Here is a 24,087-nt window from a genome sequence, read left to right on the forward strand (position 1 = left end):
GTTTATGGCTGGGAATCTTTTCAGCGCCGATTTGAAAGAGCATGAAATGTCCAATCCCGATACATCGATCCAAGATAAGGCAGTCTCTGATCCGAAACAGAAATTCGGCACTGAAGGTCTTGCCGCAATGGACCGCCCGAGCAAAATCACCCGGTTTTTCATGGGGATCGTCTCCTGGGCGGAAAGCCTCAATCTGAAATATGCAAAGCTCGGCAATCCGCCTGTTTATGACAATGCGACCTTCCCATGGGCGGCGGAGATCGAAAAGGAATGGCCCGCCATTCGCAAGGAGCTGGACACGATCCTGCTGCGCCAGAGCGAGCTGCCATCCTTTCAGGATATTTCGACCGACGTGAAGACGATTTCCACCGATAATCGCTGGAAGACATTCTTCCTGCTCGGCTTCGGTGTGAAGTCGGAGCAGAACATCAAGACCTGCCCGGAAACCTGGCGCATCGTGAACAAAATCCCCGGCCTGACCACGGCCATGTTCTCGATCTTCGAGCCGGGCAAGCATTTGCCGCCGCATCGCGGGCCTTACAATGGCGTGCTGCGCCTGCATCTCGGCCTCATCGTGCCGGAGCCGAATGAAAAGCTGGCCATTCGCGTGGACAAGCAGGTTTGCCACTGGCACGAAGGCAAGGTTCTGATCTTCGACGATGCCTATGAGCATGAGGCGTGGAACCACAGCGACAAGACGCGCGTGGTTCTGTTTGTCGACTTTGTGAAGCCGCTGAAATTCCCGGCCCGTTTCGTCAACTGGTGCCTGATGAACCTCGCGATCTTCACGCCCTTCATCAAGGAAGGGCTGGATAACCACAATGAGTGGGAAAAGAAGTTCTACGCAGAAGCCGAGAAGCTGCGTAACCAGCCGAAGGCCTGATATGGGGTTGATGCCGGTTTGACTTTAGATCGGTGCGATCTTAGATAACGGATGGAGGGCCATGTGGCCCTTTATCCTTTTGACCTCTGAAAGAGGAATTGTTGATGCTGGAGATTGTTGGAAGCCTTTAATCGTTCCGAACAAGAACTGCGATGACGGACGCTGAAAGCGTCTGATCGGGCAGTTGTTCAGGGACGGGGACGGCATTGGCCGTGGATAGCTGTGCGCTGTCCGCGCGTGCTGATGCTTGTTATGGTTTCCATCCAGGCATGAACAACAATGAATATCTCACGTATCGAACAGCGCGTGTTGCACGTGCTGGCACAAGGCGGCCTTATCCGCCATTTGCGCGAAGACGGACGCGTCTGCGACATCGAATGCTATACCCGTGAGGGTTACCTACTCGCCGATTGTACGATGGCTGTGTTCCAGCAATTGCGGCGCAAACGACTGATCGAATCCCGATCAGGCAGTCCGTATCGCATTTCGCTTAAAGGGCGCGAAAATGTTCGCGCTCAGCTCAATAACCGTTGAGGGAGGGCGTCATGTATCTTCGCATGGAAAAGCCCGATGATATCGCTGCAATCCGTCATCTGACGGATGAAGCGTTCAGCACGGTTCCTTATAGCAACCAGAGGGAAGGGGAGATCGTCGATGCACTTCGTGTGGCTTCGGCGCTCACTTTGTCGCTGGTTGCAGTGGAGGCGGACGAGATTCTCGGCCATGTCGCCTTCTCGCCGGTTCAGATCGGCGGGGAGGACAAGGGCTGGTATGCGCTTGGTCCCATCTCGGTCCGACCCGAAAGGCAAGGCGAGGGGATCGGCGGGGAACTCGTCCGTGAAGGTCTTGCCCTATTGCAGGCCGACGGCGCGAAAGGCTGCGTTCTGGTGGGCGACCCCGGCTATTACAGGCGGTTCGGTTTCAAAGCCGATCCGCAGCTGAAAATGCCGGGCATAGCTGCGGAATATGTCCAGTGTCTGGCCTTTGGGCCAGACACGCCGCAAGGTGACATCATGCATCATCCCGCTTTTGGCATATAAAAAAGGGCCGGTTATCCGGCCCTTTCTATTTAAAAAATTACGGCCATTTCACCACGGGTGGCATGGACGACAGAATGGAGTTCACATTGCCGCCGGTCTTCAGGCCGAAGATTGTGCCGCGATCATAGAGCAGGTTGAACTCGACATAGCGGCCACGGCGCACGAGCTGCTCGTCGCGGTCGGCCTGCGTCCAGTCCTGATTGAAGTTCTGTCGCACCAGATGCGGATAGACGACGGAAAAGCCGCGTCCCACATCGCGCGTATAGGCGAAATCGGCGTCCCAGCCGCCATTTTCATCCGACGAATGCAGCCAGTCATAGAAGATGCCGCCCGTGCCGCGCGGTTCATTGCGATGCGGCAGGAAGAAATACTCGTCGCACCAGTCCTTCACGCGCTGGTAGTCGACGACATTCTTGTGTTTTTCGCAGATGAAGCGGAATGCCTTATGGAAAGCGAGCGTGTCCGCATCTTCCTGTGTGCGTCGGCGATCCAGAACCGGAGTTAGGTCAGCGCCGCCACCGAACCACTGGCGGCTGGTCACGACCATACGCGTGTTCATATGCACGGCTGGCACATTGGGGTTTTGCGGATGCGCGATCAGCGAAATACCGCTTGCCCAATAGCGCGGATCTTCTTCCGCGCCGGGGATTTGCTTGCGGAATTCTGGCGAGAATTCGCCATAGACGGTGGACACGTGTACGCCGACTTTTTCGAAAACGCGCCCGTGCATGATCGACATGACACCGCCGCCGCCTTTGCCTTCTTCCTTCAGCCAGGGCGTGCGCACGAAGCGGCCCGGCTCGCGGTCGGACAGGGGGCCTTGCAGCTCGTCTTCAAGCTGCTCGAAGCTTGAGCAGATGCGGTCGCGCAGTTCCTCGAACCAGCGTTGCGCCGCCTGTTTCTTTTCCTCGATATCGTGGGGGATGATAGCGGGAATTTCGTCGCGTTGCATTGGTTGTTTCCTCTCGGCGCAATCTGCCGGATAAAAGCGTGCAGCCAAGGTTAAATGGCAAGGTGAAATAGGCTTTGCTATATCTGCTGGCTTAGCAAGTTCCGCCCCGCGCGCATAGGGCGAAGACCGGCTTCGGCAGTTTGGCGAAATCGCTCTCCCCAAGAAAAGACTCGTCTTTGCAAAACCGCTACCCTATCTTTTGTGATCAAGGGGCTGGATGCGTGTGTTTCCAGCCAGCAGGGAGGCAATCGCATGACAGCAGCACCGCCCCGTCCTCCGCTTGAAGGCCTGCGTAAGCAGCTGGCGAAGAGTCGCGCTCAAAACAGCGCCAAGAAAAGCCGGTTGCCGCGCGACGGTTTCATCCGCGAAACCTTCACTCTGCCGCGTCAGGCAGCGCGCGAAAAAGCGCGGGAATGGTTCGACACATTTCCCAAATCCGCCTACTGGACCGAGATCGAAAGCTGGTGCGAGCGCCCGGACGACGTGATCGAATTCACCATGCGTCGCCTGCCAACTGCAGATTGAAGATTTGATTCAAGATCTGCCGCCAAGTGCTTGAAACAGGATTCAAATCGGCTCGCAATAAAAGGCACCCAATATCAGCCGTGTTGGGTGCCTTTCATCTTGAGTCGTTATAGCGTTACGGGCTTATTCGGCAGCAGTTTGCGGTGCTTTTTCCCACGCGTCCCACTTGCCGATGATGCTGTCCGCATAGGCCTTGCCGACGCGGTAAGCATTGGTGGTGGCCAGCGGGAAACCGCCCGACTTTGCGCCGAGGGAATCAATGGCAGTCTGGTCCTTGCCCTGCCGGTCGAAATTGGAAGACGTACGCAGGACAGCGATACGGCTGAAATCCAGCTTGCCCGCATCGGCGGCGCGCTTGAGCGCCGTCAGCGTGGCATTGTCTTCCATCTGTGAGTTGCAATAATCGGCCTTGCCGTCGGTCAGAAGCTTGGCCCAATCGCTCATCGCTTCACCGAGCTTTGCGCCATGCCAGTAGGTGTCACCCGACGCCGTATCGCAAATGGTGACTTTCGGCGCGCCGGTGGCGGCTTCCTGCGTGTAGCGCTTGCGATATTCCTTCGCATCGTCGCCATCGAGAAGGGCGACATCTTTCGTCGTGGTCAAGGCGTAATCGGCCAGCTTGCCGTTCAATTCGAAGACTTCGGTGCCAGCAGCCCATTTGGGTTTTTCGCCGGGCTTGGCTGCGCCGAGACCGAAGAAATCGGTGCTCCAGCCTTCCGGTGCTTCGCGGATATCGATGCGGTGGTTGAGATTGGCGTCGATGACATATTTTGCCCAATGGGCAGAGCCGAGCGTGCCGTGCTGCGGATCAACGCCAGCAATACCTGCAATCAGAAAATAGGTGTGGCTGAGGTCCAGCTTGTCGCTGAGTGCCATGGCCGCCGTGGAGCTTGCGGCATTGGCAAAACCCATGGCCGTCGTCATGTGGCAAAGGCCCTCGACTGTGCAGTCGATCTCCGGATATTCAGGGCTCAATCCCGGCAGCTTGATCTTCTGCGTGAACTTTTCACCTTCCAGCCAAGGCTTGGCTTCCTCACCGAACATGGTGATGACCATCACCTTGGGCGCGACGCGCTCGACGTCCTTGGCTGCTTCCTGGGCGAAGGCCGGAGCGACAGCAAGCAGTGAGAGGGTGGAGGCCGTGAGAACGGCAGTGCGAGCAGACAGTTTCATGGAATGAAGCGCGCCTTTCGAACCGGAAATGGGGGGCGATGCGTTACGGTCCGGTCAATCCGCGACGCATGCTGTGGGTAATTCGAGTACTGATTCCGCCAAGACGCCTATGGTCTTGTTCGTTCACGCATTATCCGACGCAAAACCGCTTCGCACTTTTGCTGGAAATGCTTTTGAATAAGAATCACTTTCGCTTCTCATCTGGCGCAAAGCTTCCCCCGCCGTCATGGCGACCGAAACTGCAAGATTGAGGGAGCGGGTGCCGGGAACCATCGGGATCAGCAGGCGCGCATCGGCGCTGTCGTGGACCGCATCTGGCACGCCGGACGATTCACGCCCGAACAGGAGAATGTCATTCCCCTGAAACCGGTAGTCGGTATAGGGGATTGCAGCCTTGGTGGAGAGCAGTACGATGCGGCGTCCAGCTTGTTTGCGCCAGTCTTCGAAATGGTTCCAGTCGGCGTGTCGCGTCAGTGCGGCCTGTGCCAGATAATCCATGCCCGCGCGCTTCAGGGAGCGGTCGGAAATGTCGAAACCGGCAGGCTCGATCAGGTCTACGGCAAAGCCGAGACATGCGGCCATGCGCAGAATTGTTCCCGTGTTGCCGGGAATGTCGGGCTGGTAAAGGGCGACGCGCAGATCCATATGAAGCGGGTAACCCGAAATTCCCGTCGTCGCAAGGCTGCATATCGGGCGCGGTTCATGCGTCAACATCCCGTTGCGGATAGTTCTAACTAATCCCGTAGGATTGCAAAAAGTTTCCTGTTTTGTTCCGGCCATGGCTTGGCAATTGCACAAGGCCCGCCTAAAAGGAGCGCCATGTTTAAGTGGTTCGAACACCGACTCAATGCCTATCCCGAAGAGCCGCCGCAGGAACCTCCGCGCGGTCTGGTTGCGTTTTGCCTTTATTATACCCGCGGCGCCTGGCCGTGGATTATCGGCATGGCAATTTTCACCACCCTGATTGCAATCATCGAAGTGTCGCTATTTGCCTTCATGGGCAATATTGTGGACTGGCTTTCTCACCAGTCACGCGAGACCTTTCTGAGCAATGAAGGCTGGCGGCTGGCATTGATTGCCGGTGTCGTGCTGGTCGGCCTGCCGGGTGTCGTGCTGGTGCATTCACTGGTGATCCATCAGACGCTGCTCGGCAATTATCCGATGCGCGTGCGCTGGCTGATGCATCGTTACCTGATCCGCCAGTCGATGGCGTTTTTCCAGGACGAGTTTGCCGGGCGCATTTCAACCAAGCTAATGCAGACCGCTCTTGCCGTACGCGAAACGGTGATGAAGCTGCTCGACGTTCTGAACTATGTCATCGTCTATTTTGCGGGCACGCTTTTTATCGCGGCCGCCGCCGATTTGCGGCTGATGATCCCGTTCCTCGTCTGGCTCGTGGTCTATATGTTCCTGCTGCGCTTCTTCATTCCGCGCCTGCGGGTGATCTCGGAACAGCAGGCCGATGCGCGCTCGACCATGACGGGCCGCATCGTTGACAGCTATACCAATATCGCGACCGTCAAGCTGTTCTCGCATTCGAGCCGCGAGGAATCTTACGTGCGCGAAAGCCTCGATGGTTTCCTCGGCACCGTGCATCGCCAGATGCGTCTCGTGACCATGTTCCACTTCACGCTCTATGTGTCCAACTGCCTGCTGCTGTTTGCAGTCGGTGTGATCGGTATCGGCCTCTGGATGCAGGAAGCTGTTACGGTGGGCGCGGTTGCCGTCGGCATCGGTCTGGTGCTGCGTCTCAACGGCATGTCGCAGTGGATCATGTGGGAAATGTCGGCGCTGTTTGAAAATATCGGCACGGTGGAAGACGGCATAACCACAATTGCGCGTGCGCATGAAGTGGTGGACGTGCCCAATGCACCGGCCTTGCAGGTGACCAGAGGCGAACTGGATTTCGACAAGGTCGGTTTCCATTACGGCAAAGGCAAGGGCGTTCTGGAAAACCTGACGCTGAAGATCCCGCCGGGCCAAAAGGTCGGTCTTGTCGGTCGTTCCGGCGCGGGCAAGTCCACGCTGGTCAATCTGCTGCTGCGCTTCTACGATCTGGAGAAGGGCCGCATCCTGATTGACGGGCAGGACATTTCGAAAGTGTCGCAGGATTCGCTGCGCGCCAATATCGGCATGGTCACGCAGGACACGTCGCTTCTGCACCGCACCGTGCGCGAAAACATCATGTATGGCAGGCCCGACGCGACCGAGGAAATGGTGCAACAGGCGATCCGTCTTGCGCAGGCAGACCAGTTCGTTCCGCTCCTCACCGATCCGAAAGGACGGCGCGGACTGGAAGCGCATGTTGGCGAGCGTGGTGTCAAACTGTCCGGCGGCCAGCGCCAGCGTATCGCGATTGCGCGTGTGATGCTGAAGGACGCACCGATCCTCATTCTCGACGAGGCAACGTCTGCGCTCGATTCGGAAGTGGAAGCGGCCATTCAGGACAGCCTCAATACGCTGATGGAGGGTAAGACGGTTATTGCGATTGCACATCGTCTGTCCACCATTGCCGCGCTTGATCGCCTGATCGTCATGGACAAGGGGCGGATCGTCGAAGACGGCACGCATGAGGAACTTGTGGCGCTCGGCGGCATTTATGCAAGTCTATGGGCGCGTCAATCCGGCGGGTTCCTCGGCTTCGAAGACAATTCCGAGGATGCGCTGGTCAAGTAAGGAAAACGCCATTGATGAAAGCGGTCTACAGCCTGTTCGAACGTTGGGTCGATCCCTTCCGTGAACCGGACAATCTGAGACCGCCGTCAACCACAATGGCTTTCCTCTGGCATTATGCGCGGCAGGCCAAATGGCCGCTTGCCGCCGCGCTTGCAGCAGGCGGACTTCTGCCGCTGGTGGAAGCCGCGCTGTTCTATTTCACCGGGCGTCTGGTCGATATTCTGGATCAGGCTGGCAGAGGCACCATAGAGCGCAGCTGGTCGGCGCTTATCGAGGCTGCCGGGCCTGAGCTTCTGTTTATGGGGTTCACAGTTCTGGTGATCCGGCTGGTCGTCACCGCGGCAACGACCTTGCTGGAAGACCAGACCATGTCGCCCGGCTTCTACAATATGATCCGCTGGCAGGCGAATTCCTATGTGCTGCGCCAGTCCTATGCCTTCTTCCAGAATGATTTCGCGGGGCGTATCGCCACAAAGGTCTGGCAGGCCGGGCAGGCGGCGGGCGACCTGATCGAAAGTCTCATTCAGTCCGTCTGGTTCATGACGATCTACAGCGTCACCACGCTGTTTCTGGTCGGTCGGCTCGACTGGCGGTTAGCCGCTGCGGTCATCGTCTGGATCATTGCTTTCGGCTTCATCGCTTGGCGTTTTCTGCCGCGTATCCGCAAGAATGCAGAAGCATCCGCCGAAGCAGGTTCCATGATTAACGGGCGGATCGTCGACAGCTATTCCAACATTCAGACCATCAAGCTCAACACTGCGGATGATGACGAGCGCTATCTGCGCGATGGTTTCGAACGCTATCTTGCTGCGATCCTGCCTTTCATGCGGTCGCTGACCGGCGTGCGCGTGTCGCTGACGGCGTTGTCCGGCCTGATGATCGTTAGCGTTGCGGCGATTGCCATCGATTTGTGGACAAAGGATGCCATCACGGTCGGTCAGGTGTCGTTCACGCTTGGTCTCGTGCTGCGTCTCAACATGCTGCTTGGACGGCTCATGATGCAGCTCAACGGCATGTTGCGCCAACTGGGGCTGATCGAAAATTCCATGCGCCTCGTCTCTGCGCCGCTCGGCCTTGAAGACCGGCCGGGTGCAAAGCCGCTGGTGGTTAGCGATGCGCGTATCGATGTGCGCGACGTGACGTTCCATTACGGCAAGGGCGCAGGCGTTCTCCAGAACATCAATCTGACAGTACGAGGCGGTGAGCGCGTTGGGCTGGTCGGCCATTCCGGCGCGGGCAAGACCACGCTCGTCAATCTGATCCTGCGCCTCTACGACGTCGAAAAGGGCACCATTGAGGTGGATGGGCAGGATATACGCGACGTCACGCAGACCTCGCTACGTCGCGCCTTTGCGGTGGTCAGTCAGGAAACCGCGCTTTTGCACCGCTCGCTGCGCGATAACATCATGCTGGCCCGTGACGATGCCACTGACGAGGAATTGCAGAAGGCCACCCGGCAGGCGGAAGCTGACGGTTTCATCGCCAATCTTGAAGATTTTCAGGGCCGCAAGTCGTTCGATGCTTTCGTGGGCGAGCGCGGTGTGAAACTTTCGGGCGGCCAGCGCCAGCGCATCGCCATTGCACGTGCCGTGCTGAAAGATGCGCCCATTCTGATTCTCGACGAGGCGACGTCGGCGCTCGATTCGGAAGTCGAAGCCTCGATACAGGAAAATCTGAAGCGACTCATGGAAGGCAAAACGGTGATTGCCATTGCGCATCGTCTGTCGACCATTGCCGCACTCGACCGTCTGGTGGTCATGGACCAGGGCCGGATCGTCGAGGAAGGCACACATGAGGAACTGATTGCCAAAGGCGGTATCTATGCCGGCCTCTGGGCGCGTCAGTCTGGCGGGTTTCTCGCAGAGAACGGCGAAAACTGAAAACTTCCCGTCATCCGGGCCGGTCTTTAGCCTTGGCCGCAGCTTTGCTGTGTATCCATCAAATTAATCAAGCAAATCCGCCTGCGACATCGTGCCGTCCTAAGGGCTTGGTGTCTGGACAAGCGTTTTTTACACGCATAAACCGGATAGTGAGATGGAGGGAATTTCGTCCTGCGAGCACTTGCGGGATAACTTTTGCGCAGGTGCAAAAGCGGACGAGGGGAGAGTTCAATTGAACATGCAGATTAAAAGGGAGTTGGCACGTGAGCGCACACGACACGGCTGAGCCGACACGGCGTGATTTTCTCTATATTGCGACGGGAATGGCCGGTGTGGTCGGTGTTGGCGGACTGGCATGGCCGTTTATCGACCAGATGCGTCCAGACGCTTCGACACTCGCAGCCGCTTCCATCGAAGTTGACGTTTCTTCTCTGGCAGAAGGCGCGTCCCTGACCGTCAAATGGCGCGGCAAGCCGGTATTCATCCGCAACCGTTCCGCCAAGGAAGTGGAAGAAGGCAAGAGCGCGGCTCTCGGTGATCTCAAGGATCCGGTCGCCCGCAATGCTAACCTTCCATCCGACGCACAGGCGACTGACGTTGCCCGCTCGGCAGGTGAAGGCAAGGAAAACTGGCTCATCATGATCGGCGTTTGCACCCATCTGGGTTGCGTGCCGCTTGGTGAATCCGGCGCATTCGGCGGCTGGTTCTGCCCATGCCATGGCTCGACCTATGACACTGCGGGTCGTATCCGCAGCGGCCCGGCACCGGAAAACATGCACATTCCGCAATATGCGTTCACTTCCGATACGGTCATCAGGATCGGCTAAAACAGGTCTTGGGGAGAGAAGACATGAGTGGTGGACACTCCACATATACGCCGAAGACCGGCATCGAAAAATGGGTGGACGAACGGCTTCCCTTGCCGCGTCTGGTCTATGATTCCTTCGTGGCTTATCCAACGCCGCGTAACCTGAACTACATGTACACCTTCGGTGGCATTTTGAGCTTCATGCTCATCGCGCAGATTCTGACCGGCATCGTTCTGGCGATGCACTATGCTGCGGATACGGGCATTGCGTTCAATTCCGTCGAAAAGATCATGCGCGACGTCAACTCCGGCTGGCTTCTGCGCTACATGCACTCCAACGGTGCATCCTTCTTCTTCATCGCCGTTTATCTGCACATTGCACGCGGTCTCTACTACGGCTCCTACAAGGCGCCGCGCGAGCTTCTGTGGATCCTCGGCGTGGTGATCTTCCTTCTCATGATGGCGACCGCCTTCATGGGCTATGTGCTGCCATGGGGCCAGATGTCCTTCTGGGGTGCAACGGTTATCACCGGCTTCTTCACGGCCTTCCCGGTCATAGGCGAGCCGATACAGCAGCTTCTCCTTGGCGGCTTCGCAGTCGACAACCCGACGCTGAACCGCTTCTTCTCGCTGCACTATTTGCTGCCGTTCATGATTGCTGGCGTCGTCATCCTGCACGTCTGGGCGCTGCATGTGACCGGCCAGACCAATCCGACCGGTATTGAAGTGAAGTCGAAGACCGACACGGTTTCGTTCACGCCTTATGCGACCATCAAGGACGCTTTCGGCGCGCTCGTCTTCTTCGTGTTCTTCGCCTATTTCGTCTTCTACATGCCGAACTTCCTCGGCCACCCGGACAACTATATCCCGGCCGACTCGCTCAAGACACCTGCTCACATCGTTCCTGAATGGTACTTCCTGCCGTTCTACGCGATGCTGCGCGCCATCACCTTCAACATCGGCCCGATCGACTCGAAGCTCGGCGGCGTTCTGACCATGTTCGGTTCGATCGCTATCCTCTTCGTGGTTCCCTGGCTTGATACGTCGAAGGTTCGTTCGGCTGTCTATCGCCCGTGGTTCAAGCTGTTCTTCTGGCTCTTCGTGATCAACGCCATCTTCCTTGGATGGCTGGGTTCGCGTCCTGCCGAAGGCTCCTATGTCTTCATGGCGCAGCTCGGTACGCTTTACTATTTCGCTTTCTTCATCGTCATCATGCCGGTTCTCGGCCTGATCGAGACGCCGAAGCGTTTGCCCAACTCGATCACCGAGGCTGTGCTGGCGAAGAGCGAAGGCAAGGCCGAGATTGCCCCCGTGGAAATCAAGGGCTGAACCAGCGAGAGATATGAAGGACGTAACGATGAAAAACATCCTCAAGAGCTTCGCTGCCTTTGGTATCGCTCCGCTGGTCGCACTTGGTCTTTCCATGAGCGGTGCCTTTGCTGAGGAGGGCGGCAATGCGGCGGAACCGACGCATTTCCCGATCCACCATCCAAAGCAGGAAAAGTGGAGCTTTGCCGGCCCGTTCGGCACCTATGACAAGGGACAGCTGCAGCGCGGTCTGAAGGTCTACAAGGAAGTATGCTCGGCCTGCCATTCCATGAACCTGGTCGCCTTCCGCACGCTGGAAGACCTCGGCTATTCGCCGGAACAGGTGAAGGCGCTGGCTGCGGAATATGAAGTGCAGGACGGCCCGAATGGCGAAGGTGAAATGTTCACCCGCAAGGCGTTGCCGACCGACCATTTCCCGGCTCCGTTCCCGAATGCTGCCGCTGCTGCGGCTGCAAACAATGGCGCGGCTCCGCCTGACTTTTCGCTGATCGCGAAGGCGCGCGCAGTTGAACGCGGCTTCCCGACCTTCATCTTCGACATTTTCACGCAATATGCCGAAGGTGGACCTGATTATATTCACGCGCTTCTGACCGGCTTCGACGAGCAGCCGCCAGCGGGCATGCAGATTGCCGAAGGTACGCATTACAATCCGTACTTCATCTCGGCAAAGGCGCTCGCCATGGCCAAGCCGCTGAATGACGGTCAGGTGACCTATGACGACGGTTCGCCGCAAACGGTGGACCAGTATTCGCGCGACGTCGCTGCGTTTCTGATGTGGGCCGCAGAACCACATCTGGAACAGCGCAAGCGCACCGGCTTCCGCGTGATTGTGTTCCTGATTCTGTTTGCGGGTCTGGCCTATATCGCCAAGCGGTCGATCTGGTCTGACGTTAAGCACTGAGCAATCAGCTGATCTTTGAAAAGAGGGCGCCCGAAAAGGCGCCCTTTTTGTTTGTTGGGGGCTGATTTACAATCGGCATCAGCCAAACCCACTGCCAGAACAGGCGTTTTGCTCACTCCAGCGCGAATAAGCTTGGCGTGGCTGCGATATCGTGATTGAAAAGAGCGTAACAGCCAGAGGCGTCTTGATCGCCTTGTCGGGCGCGTTGACGAGGAAGGGATGCAGGTCACGGGACCGCTCTCCAGTCGAGGTGTTCCGGCGTTGCTGAAAAGTTCAAATTGAAAGGACCGACAATGGAATCCGGGCTCAAAGCCACCTTGAAGGATGCCATCAGAACCATTCCGGATTATCCCAAACCCGGTGTGCAGTTCCGCGACGTAACGACCCTGATGGGCGACGCGCAGGCGTTCCGCCGCTCGGTCGACGAACTGGTCTATCCTTTTGCCGGTAACAAGGTGGATAAGGTCGCGGGCATCGAAGCGCGCGGCTTCATTCTGGGTGGCGCGATTGCGCACCAGATTTCCGCCGGTTTCGTGCCGATCCGCAAGAAGGGCAAACTGCCGCGCGATACGGTGCGCATCGCCTATAGCCTTGAATATGGCATCGACGAGATGGAGATGCACCGCGACGCCATCGAGAAGGGCGAACGCATCATTCTCGTCGACGATCTGATCGCCACCGGCGGCACGGCGGAAGCCGCTGCCAAGCTGTTGTTGCAGATGGGGGCAAATATCGTCGCGGCATGCTTCATCATCGATCTGCCTGACCTCGGCGGACGCAAGAAGCTGGAAGCGCTTGGCGTGCCGGTGCGCACGCTGGTTTCATTCGAAGGCGACTGAGAACCAACAATTGTTTAGTAAAAAGCCCGCCGGATTGGCGGGCTTTTCGTTTGTCAGCCATCGGCCTTTGGCGGTAGCTTGACCATGGCCGCGTTGTCGAAGGACAGCACGTCCTCACCATTTTGATTATGCGCTCTCAAGGACATGGTCAGCATCGACCAGCCCGGGCGCGAGGCAAGCGGGCGCATTGCATGAACGGTGCGCTTGAAAGTGATCGTATCACCCGCATAGACCGGCTTTGACCATTTCAGATTTTCGAAGCCGGGAGAGGGGCCGAAAGTCGGCGGCGTCTCACCGCGCTTGAGCGCGTCCTTGGTTGCCTGCACGATAGAGGCGACATTCAGCTTCATGAATACCGCTGTCGTGTGCCAGCCAGAGGCGCACAGGCCGCCGAACAGGCTGTTCTTTGCAGCTTCGGCGTCGAGATGGAACGGTTGCGGATCATATTTCGTGGCGAAGTCGATGATCTCTTCGGCGGTGAAAGTGTAGCTGCCGATGTCCAGTTCCCGACCGAGATTGTCTTCAAGATAGCTCATCATGCATCCGCCCTGGTTTCGGCTTCCTGCGCCGCGTCGTAGTCGCGACAGCCCATCATGCAGGGATGCTGCATTTCGCACACGGTTTCACCGCGCTGATTGAACAGCGCATGATGCAGCGTGACGAGACCGATTCCCGGGCGGCTTTTGGAAAGGCGGCGGTCGATGACCGTGGAAACACCGCTCAGCGTATCGCCGGCCAGAACCGGGCGCTTCCAGCGGGTAAATTCGACGCCGGGCCCGCCTTGTGACGTGGAGTTGGTGAGAAAGGCGTCGCAGACGAGACGCATGATCAGCGATACAGTCTGCCAGCCAGAAGCCGCCAGACCGCCAAGCACGCTGGCCTTGCCTGCTTCTTCATCAAGGTGGAAGGGCTGCGGATCGAATGCGCTCGCGAATTCGATGATCTCTTCCTTGTTGATCGTGCGCGGACCGAATGGAATTTTCAGTCCCGGCACCATATCCTCATAGGCGTATTTCTGCTGGGGCTTGCTCACCCTCTATCTCCTCCAAACCAGTTTCCGGAAATGCTCTAAATATGCAAAGGCCGCCGGGAAACGGCGGCCTGATCGTATCAGGTGTTGAAGCGGAACAGCATCACATCGCCGTCATGGACGATGTATTCCTTGCCTTCGTCTCTGGCCTTGCCCGCTTCCTTGGCGCCGACTTCGCCATTGTATTTGACGTAGTCTTCATGGGCGATGGTCTGCGCGCGAATGAAGCCACGCTCGAAGTCGGTGTGGATCACACCGGCAGCGCCGGGAGCCTTGGTGCCGCGACGGATGGTCCAGGCGCGGGTTTCCTTCGGTCCAGCGGTGAAATAGGTGATGAGGTCGAGAAGCTTGTAACCGGCGCGGATCAGGCGATCGAGGCCCGGTTCCTCAAGGTCCATGCTCTCCAGATATTCCCTTGCTTCCTCGTCAGGCAGCTGGGCAACTTCCGCTTCAATGGCGGCGGAGATGATGACCGTCTGTGCGCCCTGTTCCTCGGCCATCTTTTCGACGGCTGCGCTGTAGGCGTTGCCCTTGGCGGCATCGCCTTCGGCGACGTTGCAGACATAGAGCACAGGCTTGGAGGTGAGAAGGTTCAGACCCTTCAGCGTCAGCAGGTCTTCTGCCGCGATATCCTTCAGCATCAGGCGAACTGGCTGGCCATTCTGGAGCAGTTCAAGCGCTGTTTCCATCACCGGCAGGATGGTGAGGGCTTCCTTGTCTTTGCCGGTGGCGCGCTTACGGATCTGCACGATACGACGCTCGATGCTTTCGAGGTCGGACAGCATCAGTTCGGTTTCAACCGTCTGCGCGTCCGATACCGGATCGATACGACCTTCGACATGGGTGATGTCGTCATCTTCGAAGCAGCGCAGCACATGCACGATGGCGTCGACTTCGCGAATGTTGGCGAGGAACTGGTTGCCGAGACCTTCGCCCTTCGATGCACCGCGGACGAGGCCCGCAATGTCAACGAAGTTGATGCGGGTCGGGATGATTTCCTTCGATCCGGCGATCTTGGCAATCTCGTTCTGGCGCGGATCCGGAACCGCCACTTCGCCCGTGTTTGGCTCGATGGTGCAGAACGGATAGTTTGCGGCCTGTGCGGCGGCCGTTTTAGTCAGCGCGTTGAAAAGCGTCGACTTGCCAACATTTGGCAGACCGACGATGCCGCATTTGAAACCCATGATCGTACCTGTCAGACTAGAATAGAATTACCGTCGCTATGCGACATTGAGGTGTGAAGCGTCAAGAGGCGGAGCTGTCGCGGCCTTTGGAACGGCTTATTTTTACGCATTCTCCTACGCAAAACCGCTTCGCACTTTTGCTGGAAGTGCTTTAGTCCTTTTTGCCCAGCAGCCTTTTCAGCATTTCAGCCATCGGGCCGCTTTCTGGAATGGCCGGTTTCTTCTGGTTCTGCCGCGCCTGACGAATATGGCTCTGCGCCTTTGGCGGAGCCTTCTCCAGTTGCGCGGGATCGGCCTTGAAACCGCTTGGTCGCTGATTGCCGTCGCCCATGGCGAGCGCAATGCGGTTCATGAAACTGTTATCGTCGCCCGGTTTGGCGAGCAGACCCACATTGTCGGCGATCGCGCCCAGAAGCGTGTCCAGCCATTCGTTGTCGGCCTTGGCGAAGTCGCCGAGGACATAATTATGCACGAGTTCCTTCGCGCCGGGATGGCCGATGCCAAGCCGCATGCGGCGATAGTTCTGGCCGCCGGGGAAGGACTGCACATGTGCGTCGATGGATTTGATGCCGTTATGGCCGCCGGAGCCGCCGCCGGTCTTGATGCGCAGCTTACCCGGAATAAGGTCGAGTTCGTCATAGATGACGACGAGATCGGCGGAGGTGAGCTTGTAAAAGCGCATGGCCTCGCCGATGGACTGGCCGGAGAGGTTCATGAAAGTCTGCGGCTTGATAAGCAGCACTTTTTCGCCGTCAATCACGCCATCGGCGATCTCGGCCTGAAACTTCTTCTGCCAGTTGGAAAAGCGATGGCGGCGGAATATTTCATCCGCCGCCATGAAACCGATATTATGCCGGTTATGCGCATATTTGGGGCCCGGATTGCCAAGACCTGCGATGAGCAGCATGGTTCAGAGCCCCTTTAACAGCGCTTCCAGGAAGCGATTATTCGCCGTCCTTGGCTTCTTCTTCAGCGCCTTCAGCAGCAGCTTCGTCCGACTTCAGGCCGGCAGGAGCAGCAATGGTGGCGATGGTGAAGTCGCGGTCCTGAATGGCAGCAGACACGCCCTTCGGCAGCTTGATTGCCGAAATGTGGACGGAGTCGCCGATTTCAAGGCCGGTCAGGTCGAATTCGAGCGCTTCCGGAATTGCATTGGCCGGAACGATCAGTTCAACGTCGTGACGAACGATGTTGAGAACGCCGCCGCGCTTGATGCCCGGTGCAGCTTCTTCGTTCTTGAAGTGAACAGGAACGTTCACGTGAACGACCGACTTTGCGGAAACGCGCAGGAAGTCGACATGCTGCGGGAAGTCGCGGACCGGGTCCATCTGGTAGTCCTTCGGGAGGACCTGAATCTTCTTGCCGTCTACTTCGACCGTGGCAACCGTGGTCTTGAAACCACCACCATGGATCTTGTAGTAAATCTCCTTGTAGGAGACGGCGATTGCAAGGGGCTCCTGCTTGTCGCCATAGATGACTGCAGGAATCTGGCCGTTGCGACGCAGTTCGCGGGAGGACCCCTTACCAACCCGGGTACGCAGATCGGCCTTGAGCACGTAAGTCTCGCTCATGGCATTTCCTTTCAAAGTTATTGGAGTGTCGCCCGCTGTATTATCTGCGCATGATCTTGACCGAAAACCGGTTTCCACTTTTCGGGATCATGCTTCAACAAACGACATGAAACAGCCCGTATCGTCTGTCACAAGGTGAAAGACCGGACCGCTCCATTCCGCGTTGCCTCCAAGGGTGTCTACGCGGATGGCGGTGGCTATAGACCATAGCGTGCGGCAGCGCAAGTTTTTTGGGCTGCCAGCGGTTGCCGCGCCCGGCATCTGTGGGCATTTCTCATAACCGGTGGCATTGCCGACGTCAAAGATGTTAAGCGAATGCCTGATCGACCGCTGGCCTGGCTGTGCGAGTCGTCTGTTCCTGTCATTTTCAATCAAGGAGGCGAGATGCAGGTCGGTATCGACATGGGTGCTGTTGCTGGAAGCGGTTCTGCCTCGGCAGCGGCGCTTGGCGGTGGCAAGCAGGCCATGCTTGATCTTGAGGAGCTTCTCGCCACGCGTCTGCTCGTGCAGGGCAATTCCGGCTCCGGCAAGTCGCATCTTTTGCGCCGCCTGCTGGAGCAGAGCGCGCAATGGGTGCAGCAATGCATCGTCGACCCGGAAGGGGACTTTGTCACGCTGGCTGATCTTTACGGCCATGTCGTCGTTGATGCTGCCCGCACCGAAGCCGAACTGACCCGCATTGCCGGACGTATCCGCCAGCACCGTGTTTCGGTGGTGCTCAATCTGGAAGGTCTCGATGTCGAGCAGCAGATGCGCTCGGCAGCGGCTTTTCTTGGCGGTCTTTTCGATGCCGAACGCGACTACTGGTATCCGATGCTCGTGGTCGTAGACGAAGCACAGCTTTTTGCGCCTGCCGCCGCTGGTGAAGTGTCCGACGAGGCGCGCAAGCTTTCGCTCGGCGCGATGACCAACCTTATGTGTCGCGGGCGCAAACGCGGACTGGCCGGTGTCATTGCCACGCAGCGTCTGGCCAAGCTTGCCAAGAACGTGGCTGCTGAAGCCTCCAATTTTCTCATGGGCCGCACCTTCCTCGATATCGACATGGCCCGCGCCGCCGATCTGCTCGGCATGGAGCGCAAGCAGGCGGAAATGTTCCGCGATCTGGAGCGCGGGCATTTTGTGGCGCTTGGACCGGCACTCTCGCGACGCCCGCTGCCGATCCGTATCGGCAAGGTGGAAACCTCCGCGCGTTCGTCATCGCCGAAGCTCATGCCGCTGCCCGATGCGCCGGAAGATGCGCTCGATTTGATCTTTACGCCCGCGCCGCAGGAAATCCGCACCGTCGTGCGCCGCACGCCTCCACCACCGCCACCGCCATCCACGGCGGAAATTCTGGCGCAGGTGGCCAAGCCGAAGCCCGAAGCAGAGCCGGTCGAGGCACCGCTGTTTCCCGGTATTGTTGAAGCGGAACGCGACGAGCTTCTCGATAAGGTCATGCGTGAGATCGTGGATGACCCGGAAGCTTCGTTCCGGTCTGTGGCCGTTCTCTATCAGGATTTTCTGGTACGTTGTCGCATTCACCGTGTTCCGGGCGAACCGTTGGCGCTGCCCGCCTTCCGCCGCAGGCTGGCGGTGGCGCAGGCCAGCATTGAAAGCGATGTGGCCAGTGGTGAAACATGGCAGCAGGCGCTGTCGCTATCAGAAAGCCTCACCGATGATGTACAGGGTGTGTTCCTGATCGTCGCGCAGGCGGCGGTGACCGGCGCGCCTTGCCCGTCCGACGCGGCGCTGGCGCGCGCCTATGGCACGCATTCGTTCAGCCGCGCCCGGCGTTTGCTGACCTACTTCGAGGAGCGTGGGCTGCTCGTTGTTCGCAATGATTTCAAGGGAATGCGCATCGTCAATTTCCCCGATCTCGCCTGCGAAACGGCACCGGGCGATCCCAATGCCCCGGACGATCTGGCGGAAGAGGGCGCTGCCGCCGAGTAGACTGTGAAAACTGTCATGAACCTGTAATGATCCTCGCCGACTTCTTGCGAAACGGATCATTCAGGGCAGTAGCGTGACAGAGCCAGTAAAGCAGCCAGGTTTCCAAGAACTATTCACGACTTTCGGCAAAGTGGGCCTGCTGTCTTTCGGCGGGCCAGCCGCCCAGATCGCCATGCTGCAACGCATTATCGTGGATGAGAAAAAATGGATGGATCAGGAACGGCTGATCCATGCGCTGAACTTCTGCATGTTGTTGCCGGGGCCGGAAGCCATGCAGCTTGCGACCTATTCGGGCTGGGCTGTCAAAGGCTGGCGCGGCGGCCTGCTGGCGGGGCTTCTATTCGTGCTGCCCGGCGCTGCCGTGATGCTTGCGCTCTCCGCGCTTTATATTGCATTCGGGCATGTGGAGATGGTGGCAGGCTTGCTGTTCGGCCTCAAGGCAGCGGTGCTGGCTGTGGTGTTCGAAGCGCTTTACCGCATGGCGAAACGTACATTGGCTTCGGGCTTTTCTTATGCCGTGGCGATTGCGGCGTTTATTGCCATAGCCCTTTTGAAACTGCCGTTTCCGCTTGTCGTCCTGCTTGCAGCTTTGGCAGGGGGCTTGCGCCATATCGTTCAGGGCAGCGGGGCGGGCACTGGTTTGGGCGAGGCGACGCCCGGCGCTTTGCGCGAGTTCACGCAGCAAACACTGGTCTGGGGCGGGCTTTGGCTCACGCCGCTCGTTCTTCTCTATCTGGCTTTCGGCAGCGCGCATGTCTTCGTGCAGGAAGCGGCGTTCTTCTCAAAACTGGCGGCTGTGACCTTCGGTGGCGCCTATGCAGCACTTTCCTATACGGCGCAGCAGGCGGTCGAACATTTTGGCTGGATGAAGCCGGGCGAAATGCTGACCGGGCTGGGGTTGGCTGAAACCACGCCGGGACCGTTGATTCTCGTGCTGGTTTTCGTCGGCTTCGTAGGGGCTGCAAACCTGTCAGGTCTGCCGCCAATTCTGGGCGGCCTCGTCGGCGGCATCATTGCGCTGTGGTTTACCTTCGTGCCGTGTTTTCTATGGATTTTGGCGGGCGCGCCGTTCGTGGAGCGGCTGCGTCAGGTGCGCTGGCTTTCGGCCATGCTGAGCGGCATCACGGCTGCGGTCGTGGGCGTGATCGCCAATCTGGCGCTGTGGTTCTCGCTGCATGTGCTGTTTGCGCAGGTGCAGGATAAGGCAGTCGGGCCGTTCAGCGTGCCCTTGCCGGTCTGGAGCACAATAGACAATGCCGCCGTCCTGATCGCAGGCGCGGCGGCATTGTTGCTTGTCGTTCTGAGGCTCAACATGCCGCTTGTGCTGTTGCTGGCGGCATGTCTCGGAATTGTGATCCGCTTGCTGTTTTGATTAGTCGAACAGGCTCGAAACGGATTCTTCCGCTGCCGTACGCGCAATGGCTTCGCCGATCAGATCGGAGATCGAGAGCACGCGGATGTTCGGAGCATCGTTGATCGCGGTGGTCGGCTGGATGGAATCGGTGATCACCAGTTCCTTCAACTTCGATGCAGCGATACGGGCAACCGCGCCGCCGGACAGAACACCATGCGTAATGTAAGCGGTGACGCTGTTCGCGCCCTTGGCCAGCAGGGCCTCGGCTGCGTTGCAGAGCGTGCCGCCGGAATCGACGATATCGTCGAACAGCAGGCAATCTTTGCCAGCCACTTCACCGATGACGTTCATGACTTCCGATTCACCCGGACGTTCGCGGCGCTTGTCCACGATGGCGAGCTGCGCATCGATGCGCTTGGCCAATGAGCGGGCGCGAACCACGCCGCCGACGTCCGGCGATACGACCATGCAGTTGCCGGTTGCGTAATTGGCCTTCACGTCACGCGCAATAACCGGAACGGCATAGAGATTGTCGGTCGGGATATCGAAGAAGCCCTGAATCTGACCAGCATGAAGATCAAGGGTCAGCACGCGGTTTGCACCGGCTTCGGTGATGAGGTTGGAAACCAGCTTTGCCGAGATCGGCGTGCGCGGGCCGGGCTTGCGGTCCTGACGGGCATAGCCGAAATAGGGCAGGACGGCGGTGATGCGGCGCGCCGACGAACGGCGGAAGGCGTCGATCATGATGAGCAGTTCCATCAGGTGATCGTTTGCCGGATAGGAAGTCGATTGCAGAACGAACACGTCTTCGCCGCGCACGTTTTCCTGGATCTCTACGAAAATCTCCTGATCGGCGAAGCGGCGAACGCTAGCCTTGCCGAGCGGGATGTTGAGATATTTAGCAACGGATTCGGCAAGTGCCCGGTTGGAGTTGCCTGCGAAAAGTTTCATTCTTTTTGCCTCTGAGCCGATGCGATAGGTTTGCGGTTTCGTTCTGTCGCAAAAAGTCCGTGGAACGGACATAATCTTGTTTCGCGCATGGACCGCAACGATGCGGGGCCCAGCAACGTCATCCTTTAAAAACTTTAAAGCCGCGTACTTTTGGCCGGTCAGGTTAAGTACAGCAGCTTACAAGGTTTTCTCGAATGTGGGGCCTATTGCAAAGAGTCACCGTCATTGCAAGGCCCGACTGTTCACAATTGTTGAAAAAGGCCGGATTTCCGGCCTTTCCGCATGGCAAAAAGCGGGGATTCAGTAAGGGATTTCAGTTCCTTGCTGAAAATGCTCATAGTTTATGCGCGATTTGCCGCAAGCCAGGTCGAATATTCCTGCATCGTGCGGTCGGCGATGGCCTGCATCGTGGCGGGCTGCACCACGCTCCATGAGTCTGCCGCAGCACCTTGCACTTTCTCCTGCCCCTGAATGCGGTGCAGCCGGTTGCCGGAAGCATCGAGCACATCCCAGACATAGAGCACGGTCGTCTGGTTATCCTCGGAGAGAACCGAGAAGTACCCCTTCATGACATAGGCCGCGCTGGCGTCATTGGCGCCTGCGAGCTCGACGCCCTTGGCCTTGGCATCGTCATTCATGCGATGGGTCAGCGGTGTCACGACATTGACGGGTGCGCCGACAATGGGCGCTATGTGCAGCTTGCCCGGTTTCAGCGTGGCCGTGCGGGCCGGTGTGGTCGCAGGTGTTGTCGTTGCGGGCGTCGTCACAGCGCCCGGCGTCGTTGCCTGGCCGTTAGCCGGTTGTCCGGTGGTCTGGCCCGCAGTCTGGCCTGAGCCCTGCACGTTCAGTGCGGATTCGGTGCTGTTGCAGGCAGCGAGCGCTCCGGCAAGCAACAGCATCATCGAAATATGTGCCTTGTTCATGTTCGGCTTCATGCTCCTGAAAACGCATAGTCCTGAAAATACAGGCGGTTCTCACGTCAGGCCGATTTATCGCCGATCGTGGGCCGTTTGACAATGATGTCAGGCGATAAGCATATCAAGAGAATGGCGGGATAATGGCTGAGCCGCACCATTTGTCGTGAGGTATGTCTGTCCGAGCGTCATCGCAGCGCCGCTGTCGGAATCCATGATGATCATGTGTGCGAACAGCGTCATATCCGGCTGGATGCTTTCCGGATTACCCGCATAGAACATTTGCGGGTCCATCCACGACGGTGTGAAGCGCGCCCCGACCGAGTAGCCGCAGGCATTCAGGCGATGGCGGGTCAACCCGTGGGCTTCCATGGTGCGGGCATGGGCGTCGAACACATCACCGAATGTTGAAGCCGGTGTCATCGCCGCCTCGACGGCTTCCAGCGCCTCGCGGGCTGCATCGTAGAGCTTGACGTGGTGCTCTGTCGGCTGGCCGATCAGGATCGTGCGCATCATCGGCGCGTGATAATGGCGGAACACACCCGACCATTCGAGCGTGAGCTGGTCATTGGCGTCGAGCGTGCGGCGACCGGATTTATAACGGCAGAGCAGGGCGTCTTCGCCGGAGCCGATGATATATTCATTGGCCGGATAGTCGCCGTCGCCGGCGAAATTGGCGCTCATCATCGCGGCCAGAATATCGGCTTCACTTGCACCCGCGCGTGTGGTTTTCAGCGCCGCGTCGAGCGCGTCGTCACCCAGCTGCGCCGCGCGCTTGGCATAGGTGATTTCCGCCGGGCTTTTCAACAGGCGCAGGCGGTCCACCATGCCGGATGCATCGAACAATTTGGCAAAGCTCTGCAATTGCTCGTCGAGCCTGCGGGCATTTGCGCCGGTGAGACCATGGGTCTGGTATTCGATGCCGATACGAGTGCCGAGCAGATCAAGTTCTGTCAGGATATTGCGCAGATCCGCTGCCGGATTGGCATTGTCGCGGTCGGTCCAGACGACAATGTTCTCGATATTGGAGGTCTGGCGTGCCTGGCGCAAATCCGCCGAGCGCGTCATCAGCACCATCGAACCGTCGGCCTTCACCACAAGGCACTGGAAGAAACAGAAGCCGAACGTGTCATAGCCCGTCAGCCAGTACATGCTTTCCTGTGCAAACAGCAGGAGAGCATCGAGCTTTTCCTCCTCCATCTTCAAGATCAGACGGTCGCGGCGTGCGGCAAATTCTTCCGGCTCGAAGTGAAGGGCCATGCGGTTCTCCTCAAATGGAATCTTTGGCAGCGACGATAGCAATGGCTGCAATCTGGCGTCCGTAATCCGGTTCTTTGCGGTGGGTGGTACGCCGGTAGGAAAAGAACTGGTCTTCATCGGCATAAGTGCACTGACGAAGGGATTCTGCCTGTACGCCCGCCTTGGTCAGACGGTCGGTGATGAAGGTCCACAGATCGAAAAGCTTGTGGTCGGGCTTGTCCGAGGCGCGGAAATAGCGCGCATAGGCAGGGTCCTTGCTCAAAAACTCTGCATAGAATTCCGGTCCGACTTCATAATTGTCGGGGCCGATTGTCGGCCCGAGGACCGCGACAATGTTCTCGCGCTTTGCGCCAAGGCCGATCATGGCGTCGATGGTGTTTTCCAGCACGCCGCTAAATGCACCCCGCCAGCCTGCATGGGCGGAGCCGATCACACCGGCCTCATGATCTGCAAACAGGACGGGACCACAATCGGCAGACAGTGCGCCGAGCGCAATGCCGGGAACATTGGTCACCATGGCATCGGCCTTGGGACGCGGCGAATCGAAAGGTGCGGTCACATGCAGCACATCGGGCGAATGAACCTGATGCACGGTCAAAAGATGATCCGGCGCAACGCCAAGCGATTCTGCGACCCGGCGGCGGTTTTCGGCGACATGCTCGGCCACATCATCCGATCCGGCGCCGACATTCAGTCCGGCGTAAATACCGTCCGAAACGCCGCCCTTGCGCGTGAAAAAGCCGTGCGCAATGCGCTTCCCGGCCTGACCGGCGGGCTTGTCGAGCAGAGGCGAGCGGAGCGGTTGCGGCATGTCGGTCATCGTATGTTGGCTTTCACTGGAGCATAATTCCAAAACAGTGGGGACTGTTTTTCTACGAAGATCATGCT

General features: G+C 58.3%; 24 protein-coding genes. 12 read left to right on the forward strand and 12 right to left on the reverse strand.

All coding sequences use genetic code 11. The features are described from left to right. The first annotated feature begins 46 nt into the window (after positions 1-46). From FHW03_RS12625 to FHW03_RS12635, 3 genes are all read left to right on the forward strand, one after another. Positions 47-883 (forward strand): aspartyl/asparaginyl beta-hydroxylase domain-containing protein, encoded by an 837-nt coding sequence (locus tag FHW03_RS12625; RefSeq protein WP_182520961.1) that lies wholly within the window; start codon positions 47-49, stop codon positions 881-883. A gap of 279 nt (positions 884-1,162) precedes the next feature. After that, the gene (locus tag FHW03_RS12630; protein WP_182520962.1) at positions 1,163-1,417 is read left to right on the forward strand and encodes a YjhX family toxin; all 255 of its coding nucleotides are present in this window, start codon (positions 1,163-1,165) and stop codon (positions 1,415-1,417) included. Between the two features lie 11 nt (positions 1,418-1,428). Then, the gene (locus FHW03_RS12635) at positions 1,429-1,923 is read left to right on the forward strand and encodes a GNAT family N-acetyltransferase (protein ID WP_182520963.1); all 495 of its coding nucleotides are present in this window, start codon (positions 1,429-1,431) and stop codon (positions 1,921-1,923) included. A gap of 37 nt (positions 1,924-1,960) precedes the next feature. Here FHW03_RS12635 and hemF read toward each other — a convergent pair whose 3' ends face one another. Continuing rightward, a complete protein-coding gene (hemF, locus tag FHW03_RS12640) occupies positions 1,961-2,875 on the reverse strand; it encodes an oxygen-dependent coproporphyrinogen oxidase (protein WP_078338759.1) in 915 nt (304 codons plus the stop codon). Between the two features lie 252 nt (positions 2,876-3,127). Between hemF and FHW03_RS12645 the strand changes: the two genes are divergently transcribed. Beyond that, positions 3,128-3,400, forward strand: coding sequence for a hypothetical protein (locus tag FHW03_RS12645; protein ID WP_182520964.1), 273 nt, complete (start codon positions 3,128-3,130; stop codon positions 3,398-3,400). A gap of 123 nt (positions 3,401-3,523) precedes the next feature. Here FHW03_RS12645 and FHW03_RS12650 read toward each other — a convergent pair whose 3' ends face one another. Together FHW03_RS12650 and FHW03_RS12655 are read right to left on the reverse strand one after the other, a co-directional pair. Then, on the reverse strand, positions 3,524-4,573 hold the full coding sequence (locus FHW03_RS12650; protein WP_182520965.1) for a purine nucleoside permease: 1,050 nt from the start codon (positions 4,571-4,573) through the stop codon (positions 3,524-3,526). A 123-nt stretch (positions 4,574-4,696) separates the two neighbouring features. After that, positions 4,697-5,218 carry a tRNA (cytidine(34)-2'-O)-methyltransferase gene (locus tag FHW03_RS12655; protein WP_138785449.1) on the reverse strand — a complete coding sequence of 174 codons (522 nt, stop codon included), beginning with the start codon at positions 5,216-5,218 and terminating at the stop codon, positions 4,697-4,699. 174 nt (positions 5,219-5,392) lie between these two features. On the opposite strand from FHW03_RS12655, the gene FHW03_RS12660 reads away from it, so the two are divergent. The 6 genes from FHW03_RS12660 to FHW03_RS12685 all read left to right on the forward strand — a co-directional run bounded on the left by FHW03_RS12660 (position 5,393) and on the right by FHW03_RS12685 (position 13,006). Then, complete coding sequence (locus tag FHW03_RS12660; RefSeq protein WP_182520966.1) at positions 5,393-7,249, forward strand: ABC transporter ATP-binding protein; 1,857 nt, start codon at positions 5,393-5,395, stop codon at positions 7,247-7,249. A 14-nt stretch (positions 7,250-7,263) separates the two neighbouring features. Beyond that, on the forward strand, positions 7,264-9,129 hold the full coding sequence (locus FHW03_RS12665; protein WP_182521182.1) for an ABC transporter ATP-binding protein: 1,866 nt from the start codon (positions 7,264-7,266) through the stop codon (positions 9,127-9,129). Between the two features lie 263 nt (positions 9,130-9,392). Next, the gene (gene petA / locus FHW03_RS12670) at positions 9,393-9,956 is read left to right on the forward strand and encodes a ubiquinol-cytochrome c reductase iron-sulfur subunit (protein ID WP_078338755.1); all 564 of its coding nucleotides are present in this window, start codon (positions 9,393-9,395) and stop codon (positions 9,954-9,956) included. 23 nt (positions 9,957-9,979) lie between these two features. Then, the gene (locus FHW03_RS12675; protein WP_138785260.1) at positions 9,980-11,266 is read left to right on the forward strand and encodes a cytochrome b N-terminal domain-containing protein; all 1,287 of its coding nucleotides are present in this window, start codon (positions 9,980-9,982) and stop codon (positions 11,264-11,266) included. Positions 11,267-11,294: 28 nt separating this feature from the next. Beyond that, positions 11,295-12,167 (forward strand): cytochrome c1, encoded by an 873-nt coding sequence (locus tag FHW03_RS12680; RefSeq protein ID WP_182520967.1) that lies wholly within the window; start codon positions 11,295-11,297, stop codon positions 12,165-12,167. 293 nt (positions 12,168-12,460) lie between these two features. After that, positions 12,461-13,006, forward strand: a complete 546-nt coding sequence (locus FHW03_RS12685; RefSeq protein WP_078338752.1) for an adenine phosphoribosyltransferase — start codon at positions 12,461-12,463, stop codon at positions 13,004-13,006. Positions 13,007-13,059: 53 nt separating this feature from the next. Here the strand turns inward: FHW03_RS12685 and FHW03_RS12690 are convergent, their stop codons facing one another. The 5 genes from FHW03_RS12690 to FHW03_RS12710 form a co-directional block, all read right to left on the reverse strand. After that, on the reverse strand, positions 13,060-13,542 hold the full coding sequence (locus FHW03_RS12690) for a MaoC family dehydratase (protein WP_182521183.1): 483 nt from the start codon (positions 13,540-13,542) through the stop codon (positions 13,060-13,062). Then, the gene (locus FHW03_RS12695) at positions 13,542-14,039 is read right to left on the reverse strand and encodes a MaoC family dehydratase (protein ID WP_182520968.1); all 498 of its coding nucleotides are present in this window, start codon (positions 14,037-14,039) and stop codon (positions 13,542-13,544) included. The genes FHW03_RS12690 and FHW03_RS12695 overlap by 1 nt, the downstream gene beginning before the upstream one ends. Before the next feature lie 77 nt (positions 14,040-14,116). Next, a complete protein-coding gene (ychF, locus tag FHW03_RS12700; protein WP_182520969.1) occupies positions 14,117-15,220 on the reverse strand; it encodes a redox-regulated ATPase YchF in 1,104 nt (367 codons plus the stop codon). A gap of 151 nt (positions 15,221-15,371) precedes the next feature. Next, entirely contained in the window at positions 15,372-16,127 is a 756-nt protein-coding gene (gene pth / locus FHW03_RS12705) for an aminoacyl-tRNA hydrolase (protein ID WP_182520970.1), read from the reverse strand. 37 nt (positions 16,128-16,164) lie between these two features. Beyond that, positions 16,165-16,791, reverse strand: a complete 627-nt coding sequence (locus tag FHW03_RS12710; protein ID WP_182520971.1) for a 50S ribosomal protein L25/general stress protein Ctc — start codon at positions 16,789-16,791, stop codon at positions 16,165-16,167. 384 nt (positions 16,792-17,175) lie between these two features. Here FHW03_RS12710 and FHW03_RS12715 point away from each other — a divergent pair, with 384 nt between their 5' ends. Both FHW03_RS12715 and chrA read left to right on the forward strand, forming a co-directional pair. Next, complete coding sequence (locus FHW03_RS12715) at positions 17,176-18,720, forward strand: ATP-binding protein (RefSeq protein ID WP_078338745.1); 1,545 nt, start codon at positions 17,176-17,178, stop codon at positions 18,718-18,720. Between the two features lie 73 nt (positions 18,721-18,793). Then, positions 18,794-20,092 (forward strand): chromate efflux transporter, encoded by a 1,299-nt coding sequence (gene chrA / locus FHW03_RS12720; RefSeq protein ID WP_182520972.1) that lies wholly within the window; start codon positions 18,794-18,796, stop codon positions 20,090-20,092. On the opposite strand, the gene FHW03_RS12725 is transcribed toward chrA, so the two are convergent. The 4 genes from FHW03_RS12725 to pgeF form a co-directional block, all read right to left on the reverse strand. Continuing rightward, positions 20,093-21,025: a ribose-phosphate pyrophosphokinase gene (locus FHW03_RS12725; protein WP_109369495.1), complete on the reverse strand. Its 933-nt coding sequence runs from the start codon at positions 21,023-21,025 to the stop codon at positions 20,093-20,095. Positions 21,026-21,366: 341 nt separating this feature from the next. Further along, positions 21,367-21,960, reverse strand: a complete 594-nt coding sequence (locus FHW03_RS12730) for a hypothetical protein (RefSeq protein ID WP_182520973.1) — start codon at positions 21,958-21,960, stop codon at positions 21,367-21,369. A gap of 87 nt (positions 21,961-22,047) precedes the next feature. After that, the gene (locus FHW03_RS12735; RefSeq protein WP_182520974.1) at positions 22,048-23,199 is read right to left on the reverse strand and encodes a Xaa-Pro peptidase family protein; all 1,152 of its coding nucleotides are present in this window, start codon (positions 23,197-23,199) and stop codon (positions 22,048-22,050) included. Between the two features lie 10 nt (positions 23,200-23,209). After that, positions 23,210-24,019, reverse strand: a complete 810-nt coding sequence (gene pgeF, locus FHW03_RS12740) for a peptidoglycan editing factor PgeF (protein WP_182520975.1) — start codon at positions 24,017-24,019, stop codon at positions 23,210-23,212. Positions 24,020-24,087: the final 68 nt, after the last annotated feature.

The organism is Ochrobactrum sp. RH2CCR150, from assembly GCA_014138095.1.
In the GTDB taxonomy this organism is placed as follows: domain Bacteria; phylum Pseudomonadota; class Alphaproteobacteria; order Rhizobiales; family Rhizobiaceae; genus Brucella; species Brucella gambitense.